Origin of the sequence: Halalkalicoccus subterraneus, from assembly GCF_003697815.1 — an archaeon.
GTDB classification, from domain to species: domain Archaea; phylum Halobacteriota; class Halobacteria; order Halobacteriales; family Halalkalicoccaceae; genus Halalkalicoccus; species Halalkalicoccus subterraneus.
Genome location: NZ_RDQG01000002.1, coordinates 1 through 20,462 on the forward strand (window position 1 = coordinate 1; position 20,462 = coordinate 20,462).

The window sequence follows — 20,462 nt, forward strand, 5'->3', positions numbered from 1 at the left end:
CCTTCTCCTCTTCTTCCTTCTTGTCCTTGATCTTCTTCATGCGGAAGATCTCTTCGCGTTCCTGCTCCTCGAGTTTCTGCTCGATGTACTCCTGGTTCTCGTAGAGCGTCGGCAGCAGGGTGAACTCCAGGGCGTTGACGCGACGTTTCGTGGTTTCGATCTCGTCGAGCATCTTCTTCATCGCCGTCTCGACCTCCGCGACGAGGATGATCGTCTCTAGTAAGTCCTCGTAGGCGTCTGCGGCCTCGTCGATCCGCGCCGAGGAGCCGAGCACGCCGTAGCCGCGCTGGTCGAGGCCCTTCTTGACGCGCGTGGACTCGATCTGCGGGACAACCACGCCCATGATGTTCTTCGATTGGAGCGTGATCTCGGGATGTTCTTTGAGCGCCTCGGCCGCGCCGCGGATGGCGACGTCACCCTCCATCGCACGGGCCATGTTCAGCGTGCGCTGGGCGCGCTCGTAATCGTCGTCGAGATCGGAACGAACGTCCTGGGCCTGATCGAGGATGTCCATGAACTCCATGATCAGCCCGTCGCGTTTCTTCTCCAGGGTGTCGTGGCCGCGCTCGGAGAGGTCGATCCGGTCCTCGATCGCCATGAGGTTCTTCCGAGTGGGCTTGACGTCCTTGGCCATTACGCGGGGATAACACCCGAACGCTGTTAATCCTTTTCAGTCGATCGGGCTATAGCTCCTCGGGCTCAAGCGGCGTCGCCGCGTCCCAGTACTCCTCGTGGACCGACCGCGCCCACGACAGCACCTCGGGATCGTCGGTATCGATCGACGCCTGCAACACGCCGTCGTCGTCGCGCACCAGGAGGTACACCCGCCCGTCGGCGATCGTGATCGCGATCGGGATCTCCTCGGAATGACGACGGATCGACGTGCCCTCGGCGCCAGTGAGTTCGCGCAGACGAACTCGTAGGGTGTCGTCCTCCGCGAGCGCGTCGATCGCCGTCCGCGAAAAGACCCCCTCGAATCGCTGTCGACCGTCGACGACCCGCTCGCGGACGGTCTCTAAGGTCCCCTCGTTGAACGCGTGCGAACAGACCTGAACGTCCGTGGCCCGCCCGAGGGCTTCGTTGATTCGTTTGACCGGCGCGCTCGGGCGCATCCGACTCGGGACGGTGATCGTCGCGTCGCGAAGCCGCCCGAGATCGAACGCCATCGATTCGGCGGGAAGCCATTCCGTCACCGGCCGCAACTTCGTCTCGGTCTCCACGGTCGCGAGCAGGTCCGTCATCCCCTCGGCGACCATTCGGCCCGTCGCCGTCGTTTCGTACTCGCCGTCGATCCGAGTGATCCAGCGTCGCTCCTCGAAATCACGGAGGATCCGCCCCAGCGTCGGCTGAGAGGCGCCCGTCACGTCGGCGAGTTCGCTTCGCGCGTGTGAGCCCTCGGCGAGCGTCTCAAGCACCGCGACGCGGTTCGACGAGAGGGCGAGGAACTCGATTTCAGCGAGCGCCGACTCCATACGAACTCTGGTCGGTAGCTACACAAAACGGTTTCGTACCGTGAAACCGTTTCGTCGTCCGATAGTCCGTCACAGTCGGACCGTACGTTCACTTATTGAATCTATTTCTGGACAGGTATAAACAGGTAGCCGGACTACTTCGAGTCGAGATGGTTCGTTTCATCGGTCAGCGGAGGTGGGGACGATAGACTCGACGACCCGTAGCGTCGTCGCCTTCCTCGCGACGGCAGTGTTCTTCGGGGGCACCTTCGTTGCGGCGAAGGCGGGTCTCGAGTACATGCCCCCACTGCTGTTCGTCGCGATCCGGTTCGACATCGCGGCGGTGTTGCTGCTTGGCTACGTCGTTCTGACGGTCCCCCGTGAGCAGTGGTTCCCGAAGACGCGGGCGGACCTCGCGGGGATCGCCGCCGCCGGCCTGCTGACCATCGGGCTGGCGAACGCGATGGTCTTCCTGGGCCAGCAGTACGTCACGAGCGCCATCGCCTCGGTCATCTTCAGCCTCAACCCGATCCTGACGCCGGTGTTCGCGGCGCTCTTGCTCTCCGAGGAACGCCTCGCTCCCACCGAAATCCTCGGAATGATCGTCGCGCTCGTCGGCGTGGCCGTCGTCATGGAGCTAAACCCCGCGGATCTGCTCGCGAGCGCCGGGATCGGCCACGCGATCCTACTGATCGGTGCGGTCGCGGTCGCGCTGGGCGGCGTGCTCATCAAACGAGCCGATTCGGCGATCCCCAGCACCGTTCGGATCGCCTGGGGTCTGCCGCTTGGCGCTGGGTTCTGTCACCTGCTCGCCGGTGTGCGCGGCGAGCAGTTCGCCGCCATCGAGTGGACCCCCGGCGCGCTGATCGCGCTGGGTTACGTGGCCGTCTTCTCGGGTGTGCTCGCGTACATCGCGTACTTCGGGCTCATCGACGAGATCGGCGCGACCAGGGCGAACCTCGCCTTTTACCTCGTCCCGGTCGTCGCCGCGGTTGGCGGCTGGGCCGTCCTCGGCGAACCGATCACCGCGACGACCGCCACCGGCTTCCTCGTGGTGTTCGCGGGCTTCGCGATCATCAACCGCGAGCAGCTCGGCCGCGGACTGGCGACCCGCCGGCAGTCCGGCCCGCTCGAAACCGGCCCGAGCCACCGCTGGAACGACGGAGACTGATCGACAGCGACAGCCCCCATACTCGATGCTCGGCGTTTCATAGAGCAGCTCGAAAAGAGGGGAGGACGCCGACTGACAACCGTCTTCAGTCGTCGGCTTCAACGCCGACGGCTTCCGCGTTTTCGTCGCTCTCGTCCTCGGGATAGTACTGCTCGATGAGCTCCTCGTCGATCCGGTTGAGCTCGGTCTTGGGCAGCATTCCCAGGAGCTTCCAACCGAGATCGAGGGTCTCGTCGATCGAGCGGTTGGTGTCGTAGCCCTGCTGGACGAACTCGTTCTCGAAGCGGTCCGCGAAGTCGAGAAACTTGTTGTCACGCTCGCTCAGTGCCTCGCGGCCGACGATGTTCACGAGGTCCCGAAGGTCCTCACCCTCCGCGTAGGCGGCGTACATCTGGTCGGAAACGTCGGCGTGGTCCTCGCGGGTGAGGCCCTCGCCGATCCCGTCGTCCATGAGTCTAGAGAGGCTCGGGAGCACGTCCACCGGTGGCTCGATTCCCTGACTGTTCAGGTCGCGGTCCATCACGATCTGGCCCTCGGTGATGTAGCCGGTCAGGTCCGGAATCGGGTGGGTGTCGTCGTCCCCGGGCATCGTTAGGATCGGGATCTGCGTGACCGATCCCTCGCGTCCTTTGATCCGGCCCGCCCGCTCGTACAGTTGGGCGAGGTCGGTGTACATGTAGCCGGGGTAGCCACGGCGGCCGGGCACCTCCTCGCGAGCCGCACCGATCTCCCGGAGCGCCTCGCAGTAGTTGGTCATGTCCGTGAGGATCACGAGCACGTGATATCCCTTCTCGAAGGCAAGGTACTCCGCAGTCGTCAGCGCCAATCTGGGAGTGACCTGCCGTTCGACTGCGGGGTCGTCCGCGAGGTTCATGAAGACGACCGAGCGTTCGAGCGCGCCGGTGCGCTCGAAGTCGTCGATGAACTCGTTTGCCTCCTCGGCGGTGATTCCCATTGCGCCGAAGATCACTGCGAACTCCGAACCGTCCTCGTCTTCACCCTCGCCGAGCTCGCCGTCTTCCTCGCCCTCGCCGGGCTCGTCGGTGGCCTCGTCCTCTGCGTTTTCCTCCGGCACGGTCGCTTGTCGGGCGATCTGGAGCGCCAGATCGTTGTGGGGCAGCCCCGACGCCGAGAAGATCGGCAGTTTCTGGCCCCGCACGAGCGTGTTCATCCCGTCGATCGAGCTGACGCCCGTCTGGATGAACTCCTCGGGATACTCGCGCGCGTAGGGGTTGATCGCCGCGCCGACGATGTCCTGGCGCTCATCGGGGACGATCTCGGGACCGCCGTCGATCGGGTTGCCCGAGCCGTCGAGAACTCTCCCCAGCAGGTCCTCGGTGACGGGCATCTTCATCGTCTCGCCGAGGAATCTGACCGAAGCTTTGCGGTCGATTCCGGTCGTGCCCTCGAAGACTTGAATCGCGACGATGCCGCTTTCGGATTCGAGTACCTGACCGCGCTTTACCTCGCCGTCGGGCGTCTCGATCTCGACGATCTCGTCGTAGCCGACGGGCTCGTCGACCTCGGCGAACACGAGCGGGCCGCTGATCTCGGTGATGGTTTGGTATTCTTTCATCAGTATTTCTCCCTGAGTTCGTCCTCGATGTCTCCCTGTAGCTCCTCGACGTACGCCTCGTAGTCCTCTTGCGTGCCGATCCGGTTGAGTCGCGGCGCGGCGTCGATGGCGGTTATCTCCTCGACGGGCACGCCGGCTTCGAGCGCCGAGAACGCCTCGTCGTTGAAGGTCTTGATCGCCTTCCAGATCAGATACGACTTCTCCGGCGGCGAGAACTGGTCGACGTCGTGGAAGGCGTTCTGCTGGAGGAACCCTTCCCGGAGGTAGCGCGCCACCTCGAGGGTGAGCTGCTGGTCCTCGGGCAGGGCGTCCTTGCCGACGAGCTGGACGATCTCCTGGAGCTCCGCCTCCTCGTCGAGGACGTCGACCGCCCACTGGCGAGTCTCGGGCCAGTCGTCCGCGACGTTCTCGACGAACCAGCTGTCGAGCTGGTCCTTATACAGCGAATAGGACTCGTTCCAATCGATCGACGGGAAGTGCCGTCGTTCGGCCAGGTCCGCGTCGAGCGCCCAGAACGTCTTGACGATCCGCAGCGTGTTCTGGGTGACCGGCTCGGAGAAGTCCCCACCGGGCGGCGAAACGGCGCCGACCGCCGAGATCGAGCCCTGCGTGCCGTTGAGGTTGTCGAACAGCCCCGCGCGCTCGTAGAACTGGCTGAGCCGGGCAGCGAGATAGGCGGGATAGCCCTCCTCACCGGGCATCTCCTCGAGTCGCGAGGAGATCTCGCGCATTGCTTCTGCCCACCGCGAGGTGGAATCGGCCATCAGCGCGACGTCGTAGCCCATGTCGCGGTAGAACTCCGCGATCGTAATTCCCGTATAGACACAGGACTCACGCGCAGCGACGGGCATGTTCGAGGTGTTCGCGATGAGGCAAGTTCGGGCCATCAGTGCGTTTCCGGTCTGTGGGTCCGGCAGGTCCGGGAAGTCGTCGATGACCTCCGTCATCTCGTTGCCGCGCTCGCCACAGCCGATGTAGACGACGATGTCGGCGTCCGAGAACTTCGCGAGCGACTGCTGAGTCACCGTCTTTCCGGAGCCGAAGGGGCCGGGGATAGCCGCCGTCCCGCCCTTTGCGAGCGGGAACAGCCCGTCCTGGACGCGCTGGCCGGTCACCAGCGGGCGATCCGGCGAGCGCTTGTTCGCCGAGGGACGGGCTTTGCGGACCGGCCACTCCTGGCGCATGGCGATCTCCTCGCCCGTATCGAGCTCGGCGACCGTCTCGGTGACGTCGAACTCGCCGGCCTCGATCGCGGTGATCTCGCCGCCCTCGGAATCGGGCGGCACCATCACCTTGTGGTCGACACTCGGGGTCTCGGGGACGGTGGCAATGATGTCGCCGGCCTCGACGGTGTCACCCTCGCTTACCTCGGGGGTGAACTCCCATGTCTCCTCCAGGTCGATCCCCGGAGCGTCGACCCCGCGATCAAGGAAGGCGCCCATCCGCGATTCGAGCACGTCAAGCGGGCGCTGGACACCGTCGTAGATGGTGTCGAGCATGCCCGGTCCGAGGTCGACGCTGAGCGGCTCGCCCGTGTTCTTGACGGGGCCGCCGGGGCTGATTCCCGAGGTCTCCTCGTAGACCTGAATCGTCGTAATGTTACCTTCGATCTCGATGACTTCGCCCATCAGGCCCTCCTGCCCGACGTAGACGACGTCGTTCATCCGGGCGTCGAGATCGATCGCGCTCACGACGGGTCCGCTCACGCTCTCGATCCGGCCCTCACTGACGACGTCGATGTCAGTCTGTGTTGCTTGGCTCATGTGTGTGGTGTGGTGTATTGGTTAGGAGTCGTCGTCCATCAGGTCGATACCGATCGCGCGCTTGATCTTCTCGCGCAGCCCGCCGCTGCCCGCGCCGCCGCCGAGCATCACGAACGTCGGCTCGACGCTCGTCTCGGCGTCCCGCCGGAGGTTCCGCGAGAGGTACTCGAGGTCATCCTCGTGCATGATCGCGATGCCGACGTCCTCGTTCTCGAGCACGCGCGAGACGGCCTCGTCGAGGTCGTCGTCCTTCTCGTCGTCGGGGACGTTCTCGAAGACGCGCACGCCGGCGAGACGAAATCCGGTCGTGAACTCGGGGCTGCCGATAACTGCGATCTCCTGGCTCATAGTATCACCAGCTCCTCTTCGATCTCCTCGCTACTCAGTCCGGCCTCCCGGCCGCGCGCGATCGCCCGGATGTTGTCGACCTCGCGCTCCTTCGCGAGGATGAACGACAGCACGGAGGCGATCGTCATCGGGTAGCGGTTCGCGAGCCGGTCGGCGTACGCCGACAGTGCGGTGTCGAGGGCGTGCTCGAACGCGATCAAGCTCTCTGCGCTACGTAGCTGGGCAAGCGCCTCGTCGAGCCGGTTCCCGTAGGTGCTCTCCTCGATCCGGGTCAACAGCTCGTCGCGGTTCGTGACCAGCCCCGACATCTCGCGCCGGTCGAACAGCGTTCCGCCCTCGATGAAGTACTCGCCGGGATCGATGTCCGCGCCGGTTCGCGCCAGCCGTAAGGCGTTGCGGGCGTTCCGGAAGTCAATCTCGGCCTGCAAGAACTCGACGTACCGGGCGACCGGGTCGTCGGGCTCGTTGCTCACCCGACCGACGTTGTCGAGGATGTGTTCGTAGTAGGTCCGGTCGACGGCGTTTTCGAGCGGAACGAGCGTGTCGGTCTCCTCGTAGTCTTCGTAGGCCGCCGCGAGCGGCTCCTCGAAGATGGTGCCGTCGAGCTGTTCGACGACCTCCTCGATCGAACGCGCTTCGAGCAGGCGGTCGATCTCCCGGTCGGAGAACTCGCCTGCGCGGATCAGGTCGGACTCGATCTCGTCCTGATCGGCGCCGGCGTAGAGCCCCCGAATGATCGTCTTGACGTTCCACGCGTCGAACTTCCGGAGGTAGTTCGCGATGAACTCGTAGAGGCGACCCTCCGCCCAGTCGAGCAGGTCGTCGAAGTGCTTCGCGAGGTTCGCGTGCAACGCGTACTCGATCAGGTCGACGCCGCTGTGGCGCGAGCCCAGCGCGTTGATCTCCTCGCCGTATTCGGTCTCCTCCATGAACCGGGCGATCTCGCTCGGCCCCATCCGGACCAGCTTGCGGTACTCCTCCTCGTCGAACAACGCGGCGCGGCGAGCCCGAACGCGGGCGTTTACGTACTCCGGGTTCGAGCTCCCGATCGTTCGCGTTCTGGGGCTCATTGCTCGAACAGACGGGTGCTAGCCTCTTTGAGGTTGTCCTCCCAGACGTCGTCGAGCACCGAATCGAACGTGTTGTTCACGCGGACCCGCGAGCTCTCGCTTTCGGCGACGACGCCGCCGAGGCAGTCGTACTCGCCGGCGTACTCGTAGCCCGCGTAGGGCTCGAGCAGCGCCGCGATCAGCGCCTCGTCGTCGGCCCGTCCGTAGACCTGTACGGAGGCGTTCTCGTCGAACTCCTCGGCGGTTGCCGCGATCAGCTCGTCGGTCAGCTCCTCGCGGCGCTCGCCGTCGAGGGCCGCGATCTCTGCTTCGACCCGCTCGTGGACGTCCTCGAGGACGTCGCGTCGGGCTTCGAGACGTTTCTGTTTGGCTTCGAGGTTCGCACTCGAGAGTTTCTGCTCGCGCTCCTGAGCGATCTCGCGCTCGACCTCGTGCTCGCGGTCGGATCTGATCTCCGCCGCGTCAGCTTCGGCCTCGGCGATGATCGCGTCGACGCGCTCGTCGGCGTCCGCTTCGATATCGCGGGCACGCGCGCGGGCTTCCTCCCGAATGTCCTCTGCGACCGTTTCTAAACTCATTGATGAAAGGAAAGGGTGCGGTTTAACCGACGACGAACACGACGACCAGCGCGAGGATCACGAGCGTCTCCGGCAGGACCGTAAGCACCAGTCCGAGCCCGAAGAGGCTGCGATCCTCCGCGATCGCGCCCATCGCCGCACTTCCGATGCCACGCTCCGCGTAGCCCGCGGCCAGTGCCGCGAGGCCGACTGCGAGTGCCGCCGCACCCTGAGCGTCGAGGGCGGGGCCGCCGGTTTCTGCTTGCAGTGCGATCGTTGCGTCCGTCAGCGCGTTAGCGAATTCGTACATTGATTAGGTTGGATTCTCGTGTTACTCCGTCGTATGCGTTCGATCGTATCCGAACGGTTCGTAATTCTCCCCACCGCCGTCATAAAACTTCCCAAAGAACTCGACGTATTCGAGGCGTACGCCCTGTAGACCGGCACTCGTGATACCAAGTATCAAGACCAGCGCGTGTCCGACGACGAACACGAGCGCGCCGGCGACGAACGTCAGCACCGTCATCGCGAGTCCGGCGTCGGTCGTGATGATCCCCGGGAACATCAGCTCGCCACCCTCGGGAACCGTCGTATGACCGCCCGTCATGAAGTGAAAGCCCTCCTCGTCCTGATAGGCCCCGACGACCATCAGGTTGACCACGAAGGCCATCCCGGCCTTCGCGAGCAACACTGCGGCCACCCGGGCGTACGAGACGACGTTGACCAGGGCGTTGACGCTCTCGATCAGGCCGGCGAGCCCGCCGACCATGGGACCCTCGTGGCGGATCTCGCCGGCAATCATTGACAGCGCGCCGATGACGAACAGCGCGATCCCCGCGAACCCGACCGTCGCCGAGAAGCCGCCGAAGCCGAGTGCGACGGGATCCCCGTTAAAGACCGTAAAGAGGAAGTCTGGTTTCGAGGAGGACGCCGAGCGGCTGAACACCCACGTCCAGACGCCAATGATCATCAGGATCCACGAGAGGTTGTCGAGATAGGCGGGAACGATCCCCTCGGCCTTCAGGTCGTTGAAGAACCCGAAGAGGAACCCCGTCGAGAGGTGGACCACGCCGATCAGCAGGCTCACGACGAGCCACAGCAGCGCGAAGTTGCTGTCGAGTCCCTTCTGGATGGGGGCATGCGATAGCCCGACGAAGTCCTCCCAGAGCACGTACGAGATGGTGTGAAAGCCGAATATCTCGCCGTAGAGGACGCCGAAGATCGTCGTAAATATCCCACACCAGATCGCAACGCCACCGAGGCTCCGGAGGCCGGGACTGTCGACGAATCGGTACAGACCGTAGCCCAGCCCGAGGTAGAGCAGCCCGTAGCCGACGTCCCCGATCATCAGCCCGAACAGCGTCGGGAACGTCAGAAACAGGATTATCGTGGGATCGAGCTCCGAGTACTTCGGTCGGTTGACCGCCTGGACGAGCAGTTCGAATGGCTTTACGGGCCCGGAGTTCTGTTGGACCACCGGCGGTTCGTTGCCGTGCATGCTCGTCTCGTCCGGCGTCCGTCCACCGTCCGAGCGGACCTCCGCGGGTTCGCCCTCGCCGTCGGCCGCCGCGGGCTGGCGCTCGGCGTCGCCCGCATCGCCGGGTTCGTCGTCGTGGGTGCCATGGCCGTGGCCGGCCGAGACCTCGTCGTAGTCGACGCGTTCGAGCTCCTCACACTCGACGTGCTCGCCGGCCTCCTCGTGGAGGGCGGCCTCGAACTCGTCGTAGCGCTTGGTCGGTACCCAGCCCTCGGCGATGAACGACCGGCCGGTCGTCGCAAACGAGAGGGGTACTTCGGCCTTCTGAACGTCGATCGAGAGCTGTTCTTCGACCGCCAGCAGGAAGCCCGCGACGTCGAGCTTCAGCTCGTCGATCTCGCCGTCGAGCTCCGAGAGCTCCTCGTCGATCTCCTGTTTGCGGTGTTCGCGCTCGCGTACGTAGTCCTCCGGGCTCGAATCGGCCTCGGGCACCGACAGCGGTGCGGCATCGATGCCGACGAGCGCGTCTTCGAGGACGTCCTCACGGCCGTCCTCGGGGTACGCGAAGATCGCGACGACGTCGCCCTCGGCGAAGGTCTCGAACTCCTCGATGCCTTCGGCCTCGGCGAGCGTCTCGTCGATCTGTTCCTGGCGGCCCTCGACGACGCGGGTTTCGAGCGAGTCGTAGCCCGACAGCAAGTCGAGGTCGATCCCCAGTTGGGCGAAGGGCCGGACGGATGAGAGGCGCTCCTCGACCTGACGACGCTCCTCGCGGAGGTCGGCGCGCCGGTCGTCGAGTTCGTTGACCCGGGTGCGGACCTCCTCGATCTCGGCGTCGATCTCCTCGTCGGTGACGATCCGGCTCGGGCCGGCGTCCTCCTCGTCGACGTCGAGGATGCTCTCGATCGAGCGCACCGTCACGAGCTGTTCGGAGAGCGGCTCGGCCTCCGGGCGCGAGTCGCCCGGAGAAAACCCCTCCCACGTGTCGTCGTAGTCGACGACGTGCAGCAGGTTCAGCCCGTGAATCGTCTCGATGGTCTCGTCCATGACGGACTTGGAGCCGGTCACCGAGACCTTGCTCATCCGCTCAGGTCTGAGCATGCACCGCCTCCTCGAACTGGGTCACGACGTACTCGACGACCGCGTCTTTTCGCCCCGCGGAACGCGATTCGAGGGCCTCGCGTTCCTCCTCGCCCTGAGCGAGGACCTCCTCGCGTTCGGTTTCGATCTCGGTACGGGCCTCCGTGAGGCGCTCCTCGGCGAGATCGGCCGCCTCCTCGCGGGCCTCTTCGCGGATCTCCTCCGCTTCGGCTCGGGCCTCGGCGATGCGCTCCTCGCGCTCGCGTTCAGCCTCGGCGACGATCTCGTCGGCCTCCGCTTCGGCCTCTTTGATCCGGTCTAAAACCTCTGGCCTCGGCATACTGTAATCAAGAACAAGGTTGTATGACGTGCTATAAGGGAGTTGCGAAAAAAAACCCCGAATCCTCAGTACGTCAGCGTGTAGCCGCCGTCGAACAGTAGATCCCCACCGTCGAGAAAGCGCCCGTGTTTCGAAAGCCCGAACGCGAAGACGTTGGCCACCTCGACGGGGTCCATCAGCTCCGTGACCCGCGCCTCCCCGAGCATCACGTCCTCGACGACCTCCCGCTCCGTGATCCCGCGGTTCTCGGCGGTGTCGGCGATCTGGTTCACCACCAGCGGCGTCTTCACGTAGGCGGTGCTCAGCGAGAAGGCGCGCACGTCCCCGTCGCCCTCGGCGGCGATCGACTGGGTCAACCCTCGAAGCCCGAACTTCGCGACGTTGTACGCGACCTTGTCGCGGGTCACGTAATGGCCGTGGATCGAACACATGTTCGCGACCGCGCCGCCGCCGGCCTCGCGCATGTGGGGCAGACACAGCTTCGAGAGCACGAGCGGCGCACGAAGCATCAGCCGGTGCATCAGGTCGTACTTCTCAACGGGGAACTCCTCCATCGGCGCGACGTGCTGGATGCCGGCGATGTTCGCGAGATATCGAATGGAACCTTCCTCGCTTGCGGCCTCGACGATCGCCTCCAAGACGGCGTCGTCGGTCAGGTCGCCGGGCGTCGTCGCGATCCGCCCGTCGAGGTCGAGGTCCGCGTGGCGACGCTCGGTCTCCGTGAGGCCGTCCTCGTCGACGTCGGTCGCACAGACGGTCAGCCCGTTGTGTGCGAGGGCGAGCGCGGTCGCCCGGCCGATCCCCGAGGCCGCACCGGTGACGATCGCGACGGTGTCGGTCGAGAACCGGTCGTCGGGAACAACGAGGACGTCCTCGCGCGCGAGCCGTGGCGGTTCGATGTCGTCGGTTGCCATAGTCCCCTATCACCGCCCCGGTCCGTCTGTATTTCGGTGATCACGGCGAAGAGAGGGGATTAAATGAACACGTCCCCAACAGGTCGCCGATGGGAGTCCTCGAAAACAAGGCACGGGCGCGGCTGTTCTACAAGTACCTCTCGAAGGTCTACGACCGGATCAACCCCTTTATCTGGAACGAGGCGATGCGCGGGCAGGCCCTCTCGATGCTCGACATCGACGAGACGGATCGCGTCCTCGACGTGGGCTGTGGCACCGGCTTCGCCACCGAGGGACTGCTCGGGTACAGCGACGACGTCCACGGTCTCGACCAGAGCCCCCACCAACTGGAGAAAGCCTGGGCGAAACTCGGCAAGCACGACCCCGTGACGTTCTACCTCGGCGACGCCGAACGCCTGCCCTTCGCCGACGACAGCTTCGACGTCGTCTGGTCGTCGGGCTCGATCGAGTACTGGCCGGACCCGGTCGCCACCCTCGCTGAGATCCGCCGGATCACGAAACCGGGCGGGCAGGTGCTGATCGTCGGCCCGAACTACCCGAAGACGGGGGTCATGCAGAAGCTCGCCGACTCGATCATGCTGTTCTACGACGCCGAGGAGGCAGATCGAATGTTCACCGAGGCCGGCTTCGAGGACGTCGAGCACCGGCTGATGGGGCCGTCCTACGACCCCGACATCGCGATCACCTCCGTCGCGCGCGTCACCGACTGAGGGTGAATACTCGGCGTGACTACCGGACCGTCATCTCGACCGTAGCGATCACGATCCCGTTCTCGGAGACACGAACCGTGACGGTGCTGCCGGCTTCGGGGAGGGGGCCGTTGGTCGTTGAGGCGATCGTCAGACTCGCCGACTCCCCACGAGTCCACTCGGAGTCGGTCCCGGCGTTGAACGGGCCGGCCGGAAAACCGCTGAACCCGCTCTGGGAGTAGGCGGGGACCGTCGGCTGTTTCTCTAGGGGTTCGCCGTCGACCTCGACGACCAGCGAGAGGTCTCGAACGTCGAGCGAATCACCGTGATCGAGCGTGAGCGTTATCTCGCCGTCGGCGGTGGCTTCGCCGTCGATAGCGACCGCGGCGGCCGGTTGGGTCGGTTCGTATCCGAGTACCATCGCGCCGACGGTCGCACTCAGCAGTACCACGCAGGCGACGAGCAGGACGACGCCGATGACCGGGGAGATCGCGCGAGCCACGCCCTCACTGGCCGCCCCACCCTTTATGAACGTTCGTCGTCGGCCGGCGCGCGGGCGGTCCCCTGACCCAACGAGTCCTCGGAGATATCGACCTCGACGGGGGTTCCGTCCGCGGTGGCGGTTACCGTCATCGAGTCGCGCGGGGCGACGAACCAGAGCACCCCATCGCCGTCAGTCTCGCCGATTGCTCGGTCGTTGAGATCGACCGGCTCGGAGATGGGCTCGCTCGTCTCCGCGTTCGAGAGTGTCACGCTCGCCGGACCGCCCGGCACCGTCCGCTCGACCGTCATCGCGACGCTCCCGTTGAGTTCGCGCTCGACGGTCATGGTCTCGATCCGGTCGAGTCGCAGGCTCTGGTGCTCGCGGTAGACCTCGCCGGTCGCCGTATCGAGGTACACCGTCATGGTCCCGCGGTCGTGGCTGCCGACGCCGCGGTGGGTCCCGTACCCGACATCGCTGTAGCTCCAGCGAGCATCGGCAAAGGCGCTCGGATACAGCCCCGAGATGCGCTCTTCGGACTGGCCGAGGCTGGCATACTGGGTCGCACCATCGGGGTTGCGGTTGTCGGGCCGGTAGGCCTCGCGGTGGAACCGTCCGTCATCGGTGTACGCGAGGGCAACGCCGGCGCCGTCGGTCTCGACGTGGACGCGCGTCGACTCGGCCTCGCCGCGCGAGACGTCCGCGACCCGTTCTCGAACCGGACCCTGCATGGTTCGGGCTTCGACCGACATCCGTTCGATCTTCTCCTCGATGGCGGTGTCCGAGAGACCGACCGCGCGGTCCTCGAGTATCGCGATCGACTCGCCGAGCGCGACGGCGCGGGTGTGGACGACCGCGAGTTCGGCCAGCAGCGCGCGCTCGGAGCGTTCGCCCTCGTAGTACTCCGTATAGGCGGTTCGCTCCCGCTCGCGGAGTTGGGCGACCGACTCCGAGAGGTCCTCGGTCTCCTCGCGGATGATCTCGCGTTGCTCGTCGTCAGCCTCCGCCGCCTCGAGGCGGACGTCGAGGCGATGGCGCTCGTAGCGGCCGTCGAGCCGGCTCGTGTCGTCAGCGAGCGTCGTTCCGACGTCGACGGCGACGCGATCGGCGCCGCTCGCCGACGGACCGTCGGCGAGTGCGAGCCACTCGGCGGTCCCGTTGTCGATCGTCGTCCGTACGTCGCCCTCCGAATCGACCGGCCGCGGTTCGGTCGGTCCGACCGAGCCGAACGCCGGAAGCGAACAGACCAACACGACGACGAACGCGAGCGAAACCAGCCTGTCCATCTATCTTTCGGATGATTCTTCTAGTACAAAAATAGCACGCTGTGCGAGAAACGACCCCGTTTCGAAGCGGGACGGAGATCATTGTACAAGAATTCATTTAGCATGGAAAGCATTTTCTCCTCACGGATACCACGCTACCGTATGCGGGTGTCCGCCTCCGTCGTCCTCGCGGTCTGCGTAGTGGCCGCCATCGGGGCCGTCGCCCTCGGTGCCGGGCCGGCGGTGGGGCAGACCGGAGACGCCGACCCGGACACCGAAAACGCGAGCCAGACCATCGAGATCCAGCTCGAAGAGGACGGCGACGCGAACGTCTCGGTCCGCAACCGGTTCGCGATCGAGACACGAGAGGACCGGCGGGCGTTCGAGCGCCTCGCCGACGGGTTCGAGAACGGGGACACGAACGGCGAGCTCTCGGTCGAGGTCTTCGAGCGGGTCGCGGCCGACGCCGAAAACGAGACCGACCGCGAGATGACGGTCACGAACGTCGAGCGCGAGACGGAGGCGACCAACAGCACCGGGACGGTCGAGTTGCGGTTCGACTGGGAGGGGTTCGCGCGCGCCGAGGACGGTCGACTCGAAGTGGCTGACGTCTTCGGGGCCGACGGCGGGACGTGGCTGCCGTCGCTGTCGGCCGACCAGCGACTCGTCATCGACGCGCCCGACGGCTACGCCGTTTATACAGTTCACCCCGAAACCGCCGTCAGCGGTGGCGAAATTGCCTGGACGGGCCCCATAGCCTTCGACAGCGATCAGCCCGAGGTCGTGTTCATCTCGGGCGGCTCCTCCGCGGGCTCGTCGTGGTTCTTCGCCGGACTCGGGGTCGGCCTCGTCGCGGTGATCGCCGCGCTCGTGTACGTGCTCTCGCGGCGCTTCGACGCGCCGGTCGTCCCGTCGCCGGCGAGCGACGACCGGGGGTGGGCGACGGTGCTCACGCCGGGGTCGAAGCCAAGCGAGGAGCCCCCGACGACGCGGTCCGAGCCCGAGTTCGAGGACGGAACCGACCCGGAGGGCGGCCCGGTCGCCGGCGTCGACGAGGAACTGCTCTCGGACGAGGAGCGGGTGCTCATGCTGCTCGAAGTCAACGACGGGCGGATGAAGCAGGCGAACATCGTCAGCGAGACCGACTGGTCGAACGCAAAGGTCTCGCAGCTGCTCTCGGCGATGGAGGACGACGGGATGATCGAGAAACTGCGGATCGGCCGGGAGAACCTCATCACCCTGTGTGAGGAGTAGTTCCGAAAACGTTTACAGCACCGGTGAAGAAGCATCGATAATGAAGGTTCTCGTGACCGTCGCGGAGGTGGGGACCGTCGAGGACGACTTCGAGATCGACGGCACCGCCATCGACGAACGGTACCTCGAATACGACCTGAACGAGTGGGACGACTACGCCGTCGAGGAGGCCGTTCAGCTGTCCGAGGAGGGCACGGTCGACGAGGTCGTCGCCGTCACGATCGGCCCCGAGCGGAGCGAGGAGACGATTCGGATGGCGCTTGCGAAGGGCGCCGACCGCGCGATCAGGGTGTGGGACGATTCCGTCGAAGGGCTGCTCGACGTGGCCGCCAAGACCGAGATCCTCGAAGCGGTCGTCGATGAGGAGGAGCCCGACCTGCTTCTCACCGGCGTCCAGACCGCCGACGCGATGTTCGGCGCGACGGGCGTCTCGCTTGCGGCCGCGATCGACTACCCGTGGGCCGCCGTCGTCAACGATCTCGAGTACGACGGCGAGAGCGCGAGCGTCCACCGCGAGCTCGAAGGCGGCGTCGAGGAGCTCACCGACGTCGAGACGCCCGCCGTTCTGACCATTCAGACCGGGATCAACCAGCCCCGCTATGCGAGCCTGCGGGGGATCCGGCAGGCCCAGCAAAAGGAGATCACAGCAAAGACCCTCGCAGATCTGGGCATAGAGGGGCTCGAGAGTGAGCTCCGTCTGACCGAGATGTACGAACCGGAAGTCGAAAGCGACGCGACGGTCTTCGAGGGCCGCGCCGAGGACACCGCCGTCCAGCTCGCGAGCGTGCTCCGCGAGAAGGGGGTGGGCGCACAATGACCGCCGTTCTCGCGGTCGCCGAACACCGCCGGGGCGAGCTCCGGGACGTGAGCTACGAACTCATCGGCGCGGGCCGGGGCCTCGCGGACGATCTGGGCGGCGAGCTCCACCTGGCCGTCATCGGCGGGCAGATCGAGGAGTTTACCCGCTCGCTCTCGCGGGAGGGCGTCGACGCCATCCACACGGTCGACGAGGGCGAGGAGTTCAACCACGACGTCTACACGCAGGTCACCGAGCAGCTCGCAGAGGAGCTCGACCCGGACGTCGTGTTGCTGCCCAACTCCATCAACGGGCTCGATTACGCGCCGGCGGTCGCCACTCGGCTGGGCCGGCCGCTGGTGACGGACGTGATCGACGCCGACTTCGAGGACGGAACCCTCGTCGCGACCCGCGAGATGTACGGCTCGAAGGTCGAAACGACGATCGAGGTCGACAGTTCTCGGGTGGCGGTGACGATCCGCGGCGGCGAGTGGCCTGGCGCGAACGGAAACGGGGACACGACGGTCGAGGAGTTCGACGCGACGATCGACGAGTCGGCGGTCCGCTCGACGGTGCGGGGGTACGAGGAGGTCGCCGGCGGCGACGTCGACATCAGCGACGCCGAGGTTTTGGTGAGTGTAGGCCGGGGAATCGAGGAGGAGGAGAACATCGAACTCATCGAGGAACTGGCCGACGCGCTGGATGCGACCCTATCGGCCTCGCGACCCATCGTCGACAACGGCTGGCTGCCCGCCAACAGGCAGGTCGGCCAGTCGGGCAAGACCGTCGCCCCCGATGTCTACATCGCCATCGGCATCTCCGGGGCGGTCCAGCACGTCGCCGGCATGAAGGGTGCAGAAACCATCGTCGCGATCAACAACGACCCGAACGCGCCGATCTACGATATCGCGGATTACGGCATCGTCGACGACCTCTTTGACGTCGTTCCGGCACTGATCGCCGAGTTCGAGTAGACTCTAAAAGCCGTGATAGCAGCCGTCCAGCGGTGTTTATTACCATATAGAACCATTATAAAGTCGATTCCATCGGACGGGGTCAGTGATACAATGACGATTAACGTACAGTCTCTCGGATCGAACACCCGATCGACCGCCCGGATCCACCGGGCGGGTGCGGCAGCCATCGCCGGCGCGGTCGCGCTGGCGGCCAGCCTGATCGGGCACGGCGTCGCGGACTATCTCGGCACCGACTCGATGATCGACACTCCCGGTACGCTCGCGTACTACCTGAGCTACGGCAGCCTCTCCGTAGCGTGGGGACTGTTGTTCCTCGGCTCGCTCGGGTTCGCCGCGGTGGCGCTGCGATCCGGAAGGCAGCTACTGAAGGATGGGGCAGCGCTCGTGAGCATCGGGCTCGCCGGCACCACCCTCGGGTTCGGCTTCGCGACGGCGGCCGGACTCGCCGGACTCGGCGAGGTCGCCCTGATGGGGGATACGGTCGCCGGACTCAGCATGATGTTCGTCTTCACGCTCGGGTCACTCGTCGCGGGGATCGCGCTTCTGCGAGCCGAAATCGCCTCGCGGATGGTCGCGTGGCTCATGATCGCCACCGGTCCCGCCATGCTGGTCGGCGCGATGGTCGTCCCGGCCGGGCTGGACGTCGTGTTGTTCGCGGGCCCGCTCTGTGCCGCCTGGATCCTGCTCGGGCGCGAGCTGCTGGGCGCGAACGTGGCAATCGAGGAGTCAGCGGCGATTCCGGCCTGAGTTCGTTTTTCGGAACCCGTCGATATTCTGGGCCGAAATCGATTCGACGGTCGTCTTTTAGTCGGTAGCCGTCTCCGGCATACGCATGGTTTCCGGGGAGACGGGACCGTTTTTCGAGGAGCCGTTCCCACCCTCGATCCTCGGCAAGGTCGGCAACACCATTCCGGAGACCGAACGGAACGAAATCGAGAACACGGGACACGGCGTCTTTTCAATCCATAAATCGAGCATCGAGCGGCGGATACTGACGTTTCTCGGGACGTGGGATTCAGAGGCGCTCGCTCCCGGTCGTGGTGACCGCCAGCCCAGGGCTGTAATAACAGACGGGCTCGCCGTCTGGTCGGGCGAACCCGTTTGCCGAAAACAGCGTGTTCGTCGTGACAGTCGCACTCGCGGGGTGGAGCCGCCAGGGATCGTGGTCGACATCGGTGTGGCGGACGGCCCCATCCGAGCCCTGTGTGTAGAGGCGGCTACGGTCGGTGAGGAAGGCAGCGCGGCTTCCGGACTCGGGTGTGAAGGACTCGCCCTCGGGACCGTAGGTCGCCTCGAATCGGGCGGGTCGGTCGCCAGGGTGGACCCGCCGGCTCGAAAACTCGACGCCGTCGTTCGTCGTGCGGATCGACTGGCGGGCGTAGTAGTACGGCAAGTGGTGAGTGAGACGGGCGCCGAGGACGGCCGTGATCCCGTGGGCGTCGAGACTGAAGAAGTAGACGCCCGGTTCACCCTCGTGGGTGACGTACGTCCGGAGGTTGAGTTCGGGGAGGTCGATTCCCATGCGCCGGGGGAGCCCGCGCGGGCGGGTATCGACGTTGACGAAGGGAACGACCGAGAGCCAGCCAGTCCCGTCGTATGTCTGGACCGACAGCGCGTCGGGCAGGTGGGTTTCGAGGTGGTCGGCGTCGACGGGCCAGTTGGCGAACAGGAGGTGGCGCCACTCGAACGCGAGGGGAAGGGGGATCGGGAGCTCCATACGAGAAGGTGGGGTCGAGGGAGGGAAACTCCGGCGACGTCGTACCGATCCGTCACGTACTTGCCCGAACCGCCCTGAGGGGCCGGTAATGGAGTACCTCGAACGCCGCCGGGCGCTCGTCGACGAGCGACTGGAGGAGGTCGTCGAGGGGGTCGAACCCGAGCGGCTCGCGAGCGAGGTCCGCCACACCGCGTTGTCGGGCGGCAAGCGGGTCCGCCCGACGGTGACGGTGCTGGTCTGCGAGGCCGTCGGCGGCGAGCCGACCGATGCCACCGGTTTCGGGGTAGGGATCGAGCTCGTCCACAACGCCTCGCTGGTGGTCGACGACATCATCGACCAGTCGGCGGTGCGCCGGGGCGTCGGGAGCGCCTGGAGCACGTTCGGCTACGGCCCGGCGATCATCGACAGCGACGCCCAGCTCGGCGAGGCGTTCGCGCTGTTCTCGGCGGACCCGCGCGCGATGCAGGCGGTCACGGAGGCGATGATCGAGCTGGGCGAGGGCGAGGCGACGGAGCTGGTCGCCCGGCCGCGCACGGAGGGCGAGTACATGGAGCTGGCCCGCCGAAAGACCGGCGCGCTGTTTCGCGCTGCGGCCGAACTCGGGGCGATCGCCGCCGATGCCGACGCCGTCACCGTCGAGGCCGTCGGCGAGTACGCAGAACGCGTGGGGATCGCCTTCCAGATACGCGACGACGTACTCGACGCGACCGCCGACGCCGAGGAGCTCGGCAAACCCACCGGCCAGGACGACGAGATGGAACGCCCCTCGCTGTTGCAGGTGACCGACCTCACCCCCGAGGAGGCGAACGAACGGGCACACAGCCACTCGGAGGCCGCACTCGACGCGCTCTCGCGGGTCGAGATCGGGGACGAACAGGCCTACGAATACCTCCACGATCTCGCCGAGTTCGTGGTTATTCGTGAACGATAGGTCGAATTGTCTGCCTAGCCAACGGAGTTTTATCCGAAGAGATCGTACGCACGTCTAATGACGCGACCCGTTCATGCGACCGACCCCGACGGCCCGCCCGACAGGAAATCCGTGTTGTTCTGTCCGAACTGCGATCACCACAGCCCGATCGAAGGCGACTGGATCGTCCGCGAGCGCACGACGAGCGTCGAGTACCGCTGTCCCGACTGCGAGACGCTGCTTACCGAACGCGAGAGAGGGTACGAGCGCGAACACGAGCGAGCGCCGATCGCGCGGGCGTGGTCCGCGTGGGTCCGTGCCGCGAGCGCGTGGCTGAAACCGCCAAAGCGACTACGGGCCTGAGCGCTCAGGTCGGCTCCGCCCGGCGTTCCATTCTCGACTCGGCGATGGCGAATATCAGTGTACTCGCGAGTCCCAACACCGTACCGACCGTGAGCGCGATCGCGACGTACGCGAGGTTCTGATAGCCGAGGACGAACGCGCTGACGGCCCGGAGCACGACCGCGATCGAGATGACGTAGAAGGGGGCGTTGAGGTAGCGCCACTCGAAGCGCCCGGCGAGGTACTCGTCGGTGATCTGGCCGAGACTGGAGGTGATCCCGGCG

23 protein-coding genes are annotated in these 20,462 nt (G+C 65.7%); 8 read left to right on the top strand and 15 right to left on the bottom strand.

What is annotated here, in order from left to right; translation table 11 throughout:
• Together EAO80_RS00280 and EAO80_RS00285 are read right to left on the bottom strand one after the other, a co-directional pair.
• On the bottom strand, window positions 1-634 hold a 634-nt coding region (locus tag EAO80_RS00280; RefSeq protein WP_122087951.1), incomplete at its 3' end, for a V-type ATP synthase subunit D.
• 49 nt (window positions 635-683) lie between these two features.
• Entirely contained in the window at window positions 684-1,472 is a 789-nt protein-coding gene (locus EAO80_RS00285; RefSeq protein ID WP_122087952.1) for a helix-turn-helix transcriptional regulator, read from the bottom strand.
• Window positions 1,473-1,647: 175 nt separating this feature from the next.
• Here EAO80_RS00285 and EAO80_RS00290 point away from each other — a divergent pair, with 175 nt between their 5' ends.
• Entirely contained in the window at window positions 1,648-2,622 is a 975-nt protein-coding gene (locus tag EAO80_RS00290; protein WP_122087953.1) for a DMT family transporter, read from the top strand.
• A gap of 85 nt (window positions 2,623-2,707) precedes the next feature.
• On the opposite strand, the gene EAO80_RS00295 is transcribed toward EAO80_RS00290, so the two are convergent.
• From EAO80_RS00295 to EAO80_RS00335, 9 genes are all read right to left on the bottom strand, one after another.
• Window positions 2,708-4,198, bottom strand: a complete 1,491-nt coding sequence (locus tag EAO80_RS00295) for an ATP synthase subunit B (RefSeq protein WP_122087954.1) — start codon at window positions 4,196-4,198, stop codon at window positions 2,708-2,710.
• Entirely contained in the window at window positions 4,198-5,961 is a 1,764-nt protein-coding gene (locus EAO80_RS00300; protein ID WP_122087955.1) for a V-type ATP synthase subunit A, read from the bottom strand. Before EAO80_RS00300 ends, EAO80_RS00295 begins: the two co-directional genes overlap by 1 nt.
• Window positions 5,962-5,982: 21 nt before the next feature.
• Entirely contained in the window at window positions 5,983-6,309 is a 327-nt protein-coding gene (locus tag EAO80_RS00305; RefSeq protein ID WP_122087956.1) for a V-type ATP synthase subunit F, read from the bottom strand.
• Entirely contained in the window at window positions 6,306-7,379 is a 1,074-nt protein-coding gene (locus EAO80_RS00310) for a V-type ATP synthase subunit C (protein ID WP_122087957.1), read from the bottom strand. Before EAO80_RS00310 ends, EAO80_RS00305 begins: the two co-directional genes overlap by 4 nt.
• The gene (locus tag EAO80_RS00315) at window positions 7,376-7,957 is read right to left on the bottom strand and encodes a V-type ATP synthase subunit E (RefSeq protein WP_122087958.1); all 582 of its coding nucleotides are present in this window, start codon (window positions 7,955-7,957) and stop codon (window positions 7,376-7,378) included. Before EAO80_RS00315 ends, EAO80_RS00310 begins: the two co-directional genes overlap by 4 nt.
• 22 nt (window positions 7,958-7,979) lie before the next feature.
• A complete protein-coding gene (locus EAO80_RS00320) occupies window positions 7,980-8,246 on the bottom strand; it encodes a F0F1 ATP synthase subunit C (protein ID WP_122087959.1) in 267 nt (88 codons plus the stop codon).
• Window positions 8,247-8,267: 21 nt separating this feature from the next.
• Window positions 8,268-10,514 carry a V-type ATP synthase subunit I gene (locus EAO80_RS00325; protein ID WP_122087960.1) on the bottom strand — a complete coding sequence of 749 codons (2,247 nt, stop codon included), beginning with the start codon at window positions 10,512-10,514 and terminating at the stop codon, window positions 8,268-8,270.
• Window positions 10,501-10,833 carry an ATP synthase archaeal subunit H gene (gene ahaH / locus EAO80_RS00330; protein WP_122087961.1) on the bottom strand — a complete coding sequence of 111 codons (333 nt, stop codon included), beginning with the start codon at window positions 10,831-10,833 and terminating at the stop codon, window positions 10,501-10,503. Before ahaH ends, EAO80_RS00325 begins: the two co-directional genes overlap by 14 nt.
• Before the next feature lie 65 nt (window positions 10,834-10,898).
• A complete protein-coding gene (locus EAO80_RS00335; RefSeq protein WP_122087962.1) occupies window positions 10,899-11,747 on the bottom strand; it encodes an SDR family oxidoreductase in 849 nt (282 codons plus the stop codon).
• Between the two features lie 89 nt (window positions 11,748-11,836).
• On the opposite strand from EAO80_RS00335, the gene EAO80_RS00340 reads away from it, so the two are divergent.
• Window positions 11,837-12,457, top strand: coding sequence for a methyltransferase domain-containing protein (locus EAO80_RS00340; RefSeq protein ID WP_122087963.1), 621 nt, complete (start codon window positions 11,837-11,839; stop codon window positions 12,455-12,457).
• A gap of 19 nt (window positions 12,458-12,476) precedes the next feature.
• On the opposite strand, the gene EAO80_RS00345 is transcribed toward EAO80_RS00340, so the two are convergent.
• Window positions 12,477-12,938: a type IV pilin gene (locus EAO80_RS00345; RefSeq protein WP_122087964.1), complete on the bottom strand. Its 462-nt coding sequence runs from the start codon at window positions 12,936-12,938 to the stop codon at window positions 12,477-12,479.
• Window positions 12,939-12,961: 23 nt separating this feature from the next.
• Window positions 12,962-14,203 (bottom strand): DUF7096 domain-containing protein, encoded by a 1,242-nt coding sequence (locus EAO80_RS00350; protein ID WP_122087965.1) that lies wholly within the window; start codon window positions 14,201-14,203, stop codon window positions 12,962-12,964.
• A 141-nt stretch (window positions 14,204-14,344) separates the two neighbouring features.
• Between EAO80_RS00350 and EAO80_RS00355 the strand changes: the two genes are divergently transcribed.
• The 4 genes from EAO80_RS00355 (at window position 14,345) to EAO80_RS00370 (ending at window position 17,956) form a co-directional block, all read left to right on the top strand.
• A complete protein-coding gene (locus EAO80_RS00355) occupies window positions 14,345-15,436 on the top strand; it encodes a helix-turn-helix transcriptional regulator (protein ID WP_122087966.1) in 1,092 nt (363 codons plus the stop codon).
• Window positions 15,437-15,476: 40 nt separating this feature from the next.
• Window positions 15,477-16,253: an electron transfer flavoprotein subunit beta/FixA family protein gene (locus EAO80_RS00360; protein ID WP_122087967.1), complete on the top strand. Its 777-nt coding sequence runs from the start codon at window positions 15,477-15,479 to the stop codon at window positions 16,251-16,253.
• Complete coding sequence (locus tag EAO80_RS00365; RefSeq protein WP_122087968.1) at window positions 16,250-17,206, top strand: electron transfer flavoprotein subunit alpha/FixB family protein; 957 nt, start codon at window positions 16,250-16,252, stop codon at window positions 17,204-17,206. The genes EAO80_RS00360 and EAO80_RS00365 overlap by 4 nt, the downstream gene beginning before the upstream one ends.
• A 93-nt stretch (window positions 17,207-17,299) precedes the next feature.
• Window positions 17,300-17,956, top strand: a complete 657-nt coding sequence (locus tag EAO80_RS00370; protein ID WP_122087969.1) for a hypothetical protein — start codon at window positions 17,300-17,302, stop codon at window positions 17,954-17,956.
• 268 nt (window positions 17,957-18,224) lie between these two features.
• On the opposite strand, the gene EAO80_RS00375 is transcribed toward EAO80_RS00370, so the two are convergent.
• The gene (locus EAO80_RS00375) at window positions 18,225-18,926 is read right to left on the bottom strand and encodes a YqjF family protein (RefSeq protein ID WP_122087970.1); all 702 of its coding nucleotides are present in this window, start codon (window positions 18,924-18,926) and stop codon (window positions 18,225-18,227) included.
• Between the two features lie 88 nt (window positions 18,927-19,014).
• On the opposite strand from EAO80_RS00375, the gene EAO80_RS00380 reads away from it, so the two are divergent.
• Both EAO80_RS00380 and EAO80_RS00385 read left to right on the top strand, forming a co-directional pair.
• The gene (locus EAO80_RS00380) at window positions 19,015-19,857 is read left to right on the top strand and encodes a polyprenyl synthetase family protein (RefSeq protein WP_122087971.1); all 843 of its coding nucleotides are present in this window, start codon (window positions 19,015-19,017) and stop codon (window positions 19,855-19,857) included.
• A gap of 57 nt (window positions 19,858-19,914) precedes the next feature.
• Window positions 19,915-20,199, top strand: a complete 285-nt coding sequence (locus EAO80_RS00385) for a hypothetical protein (protein ID WP_122087972.1) — start codon at window positions 19,915-19,917, stop codon at window positions 20,197-20,199.
• Window positions 20,200-20,203: 4 nt separating this feature from the next.
• Here the strand turns inward: EAO80_RS00385 and EAO80_RS00390 are convergent.
• Window positions 20,204-20,462, bottom strand: a 259-nt coding sequence (locus tag EAO80_RS00390; protein ID WP_122087973.1) for a DUF373 family protein, incomplete at its 5' end; no start/stop codon positions are given.

Bases quoted from the DNA above. Each gene is read 5' to 3' on its own strand.
- EAO80_RS00285 (WP_122087952.1), bottom strand. From the start codon at position 1,472: ATGGAGTCGGCGCTCGCTGAAATCGAGTTCCTCGCCCTCTCGTCGAAC.
- EAO80_RS00295 (WP_122087954.1), bottom strand. From the start codon at position 4,198: ATGAAAGAATACCAAACCATCACCGAGATCAGCGGCCCGCTCGTGTTC.
- EAO80_RS00300 (WP_122087955.1), bottom strand. From the start codon at position 5,961: ATGAGCCAAGCAACACAGACTGACATCGACGTCGTCAGTGAGGGCCGG.
- EAO80_RS00305 (WP_122087956.1), bottom strand. From the start codon at position 6,309: ATGAGCCAGGAGATCGCAGTTATCGGCAGCCCCGAGTTCACGACCGGA.
- EAO80_RS00310 (WP_122087957.1), bottom strand. From the start codon at position 7,379: ATGAGCCCCAGAACGCGAACGATCGGGAGCTCGAACCCGGAGTACGTA.
- EAO80_RS00315 (WP_122087958.1), bottom strand. From the start codon at position 7,957: ATGAGTTTAGAAACGGTCGCAGAGGACATTCGGGAGGAAGCCCGCGCG.
- EAO80_RS00320 (WP_122087959.1), bottom strand. From the start codon at position 8,246: ATGTACGAATTCGCTAACGCGCTGACGGACGCAACGATCGCACTGCAA.
- EAO80_RS00325 (WP_122087960.1), bottom strand. From the start codon at position 10,514: ATGCTCAGACCTGAGCGGATGAGCAAGGTCTCGGTGACCGGCTCCAAG.
- ahaH (WP_122087961.1), bottom strand. From the start codon at position 10,833: ATGCCGAGGCCAGAGGTTTTAGACCGGATCAAAGAGGCCGAAGCGGAG.
- EAO80_RS00335 (WP_122087962.1), bottom strand. From the start codon at position 11,747: ATGGCAACCGACGACATCGAACCGCCACGGCTCGCGCGCGAGGACGTC.
- EAO80_RS00340 (WP_122087963.1), top strand. From the start codon at position 11,837: ATGGGAGTCCTCGAAAACAAGGCACGGGCGCGGCTGTTCTACAAGTAC.
- EAO80_RS00350 (WP_122087965.1), bottom strand. From the start codon at position 14,203: ATGGACAGGCTGGTTTCGCTCGCGTTCGTCGTCGTGTTGGTCTGTTCG.
- EAO80_RS00355 (WP_122087966.1), top strand. From the start codon at position 14,345: ATGCGGGTGTCCGCCTCCGTCGTCCTCGCGGTCTGCGTAGTGGCCGCC.
- EAO80_RS00360 (WP_122087967.1), top strand. From the start codon at position 15,477: ATGAAGGTTCTCGTGACCGTCGCGGAGGTGGGGACCGTCGAGGACGAC.
- EAO80_RS00365 (WP_122087968.1), top strand. From the start codon at position 16,250: ATGACCGCCGTTCTCGCGGTCGCCGAACACCGCCGGGGCGAGCTCCGG.
- EAO80_RS00370 (WP_122087969.1), top strand. From the start codon at position 17,300: ATGACGATTAACGTACAGTCTCTCGGATCGAACACCCGATCGACCGCC.
- EAO80_RS00375 (WP_122087970.1), bottom strand. From the start codon at position 18,926: ATGGAGCTCCCGATCCCCCTTCCCCTCGCGTTCGAGTGGCGCCACCTC.
- EAO80_RS00380 (WP_122087971.1), top strand. From the start codon at position 19,015: ATGGAGTACCTCGAACGCCGCCGGGCGCTCGTCGACGAGCGACTGGAG.
- EAO80_RS00385 (WP_122087972.1), top strand. From the start codon at position 19,915: ATGACGCGACCCGTTCATGCGACCGACCCCGACGGCCCGCCCGACAGG.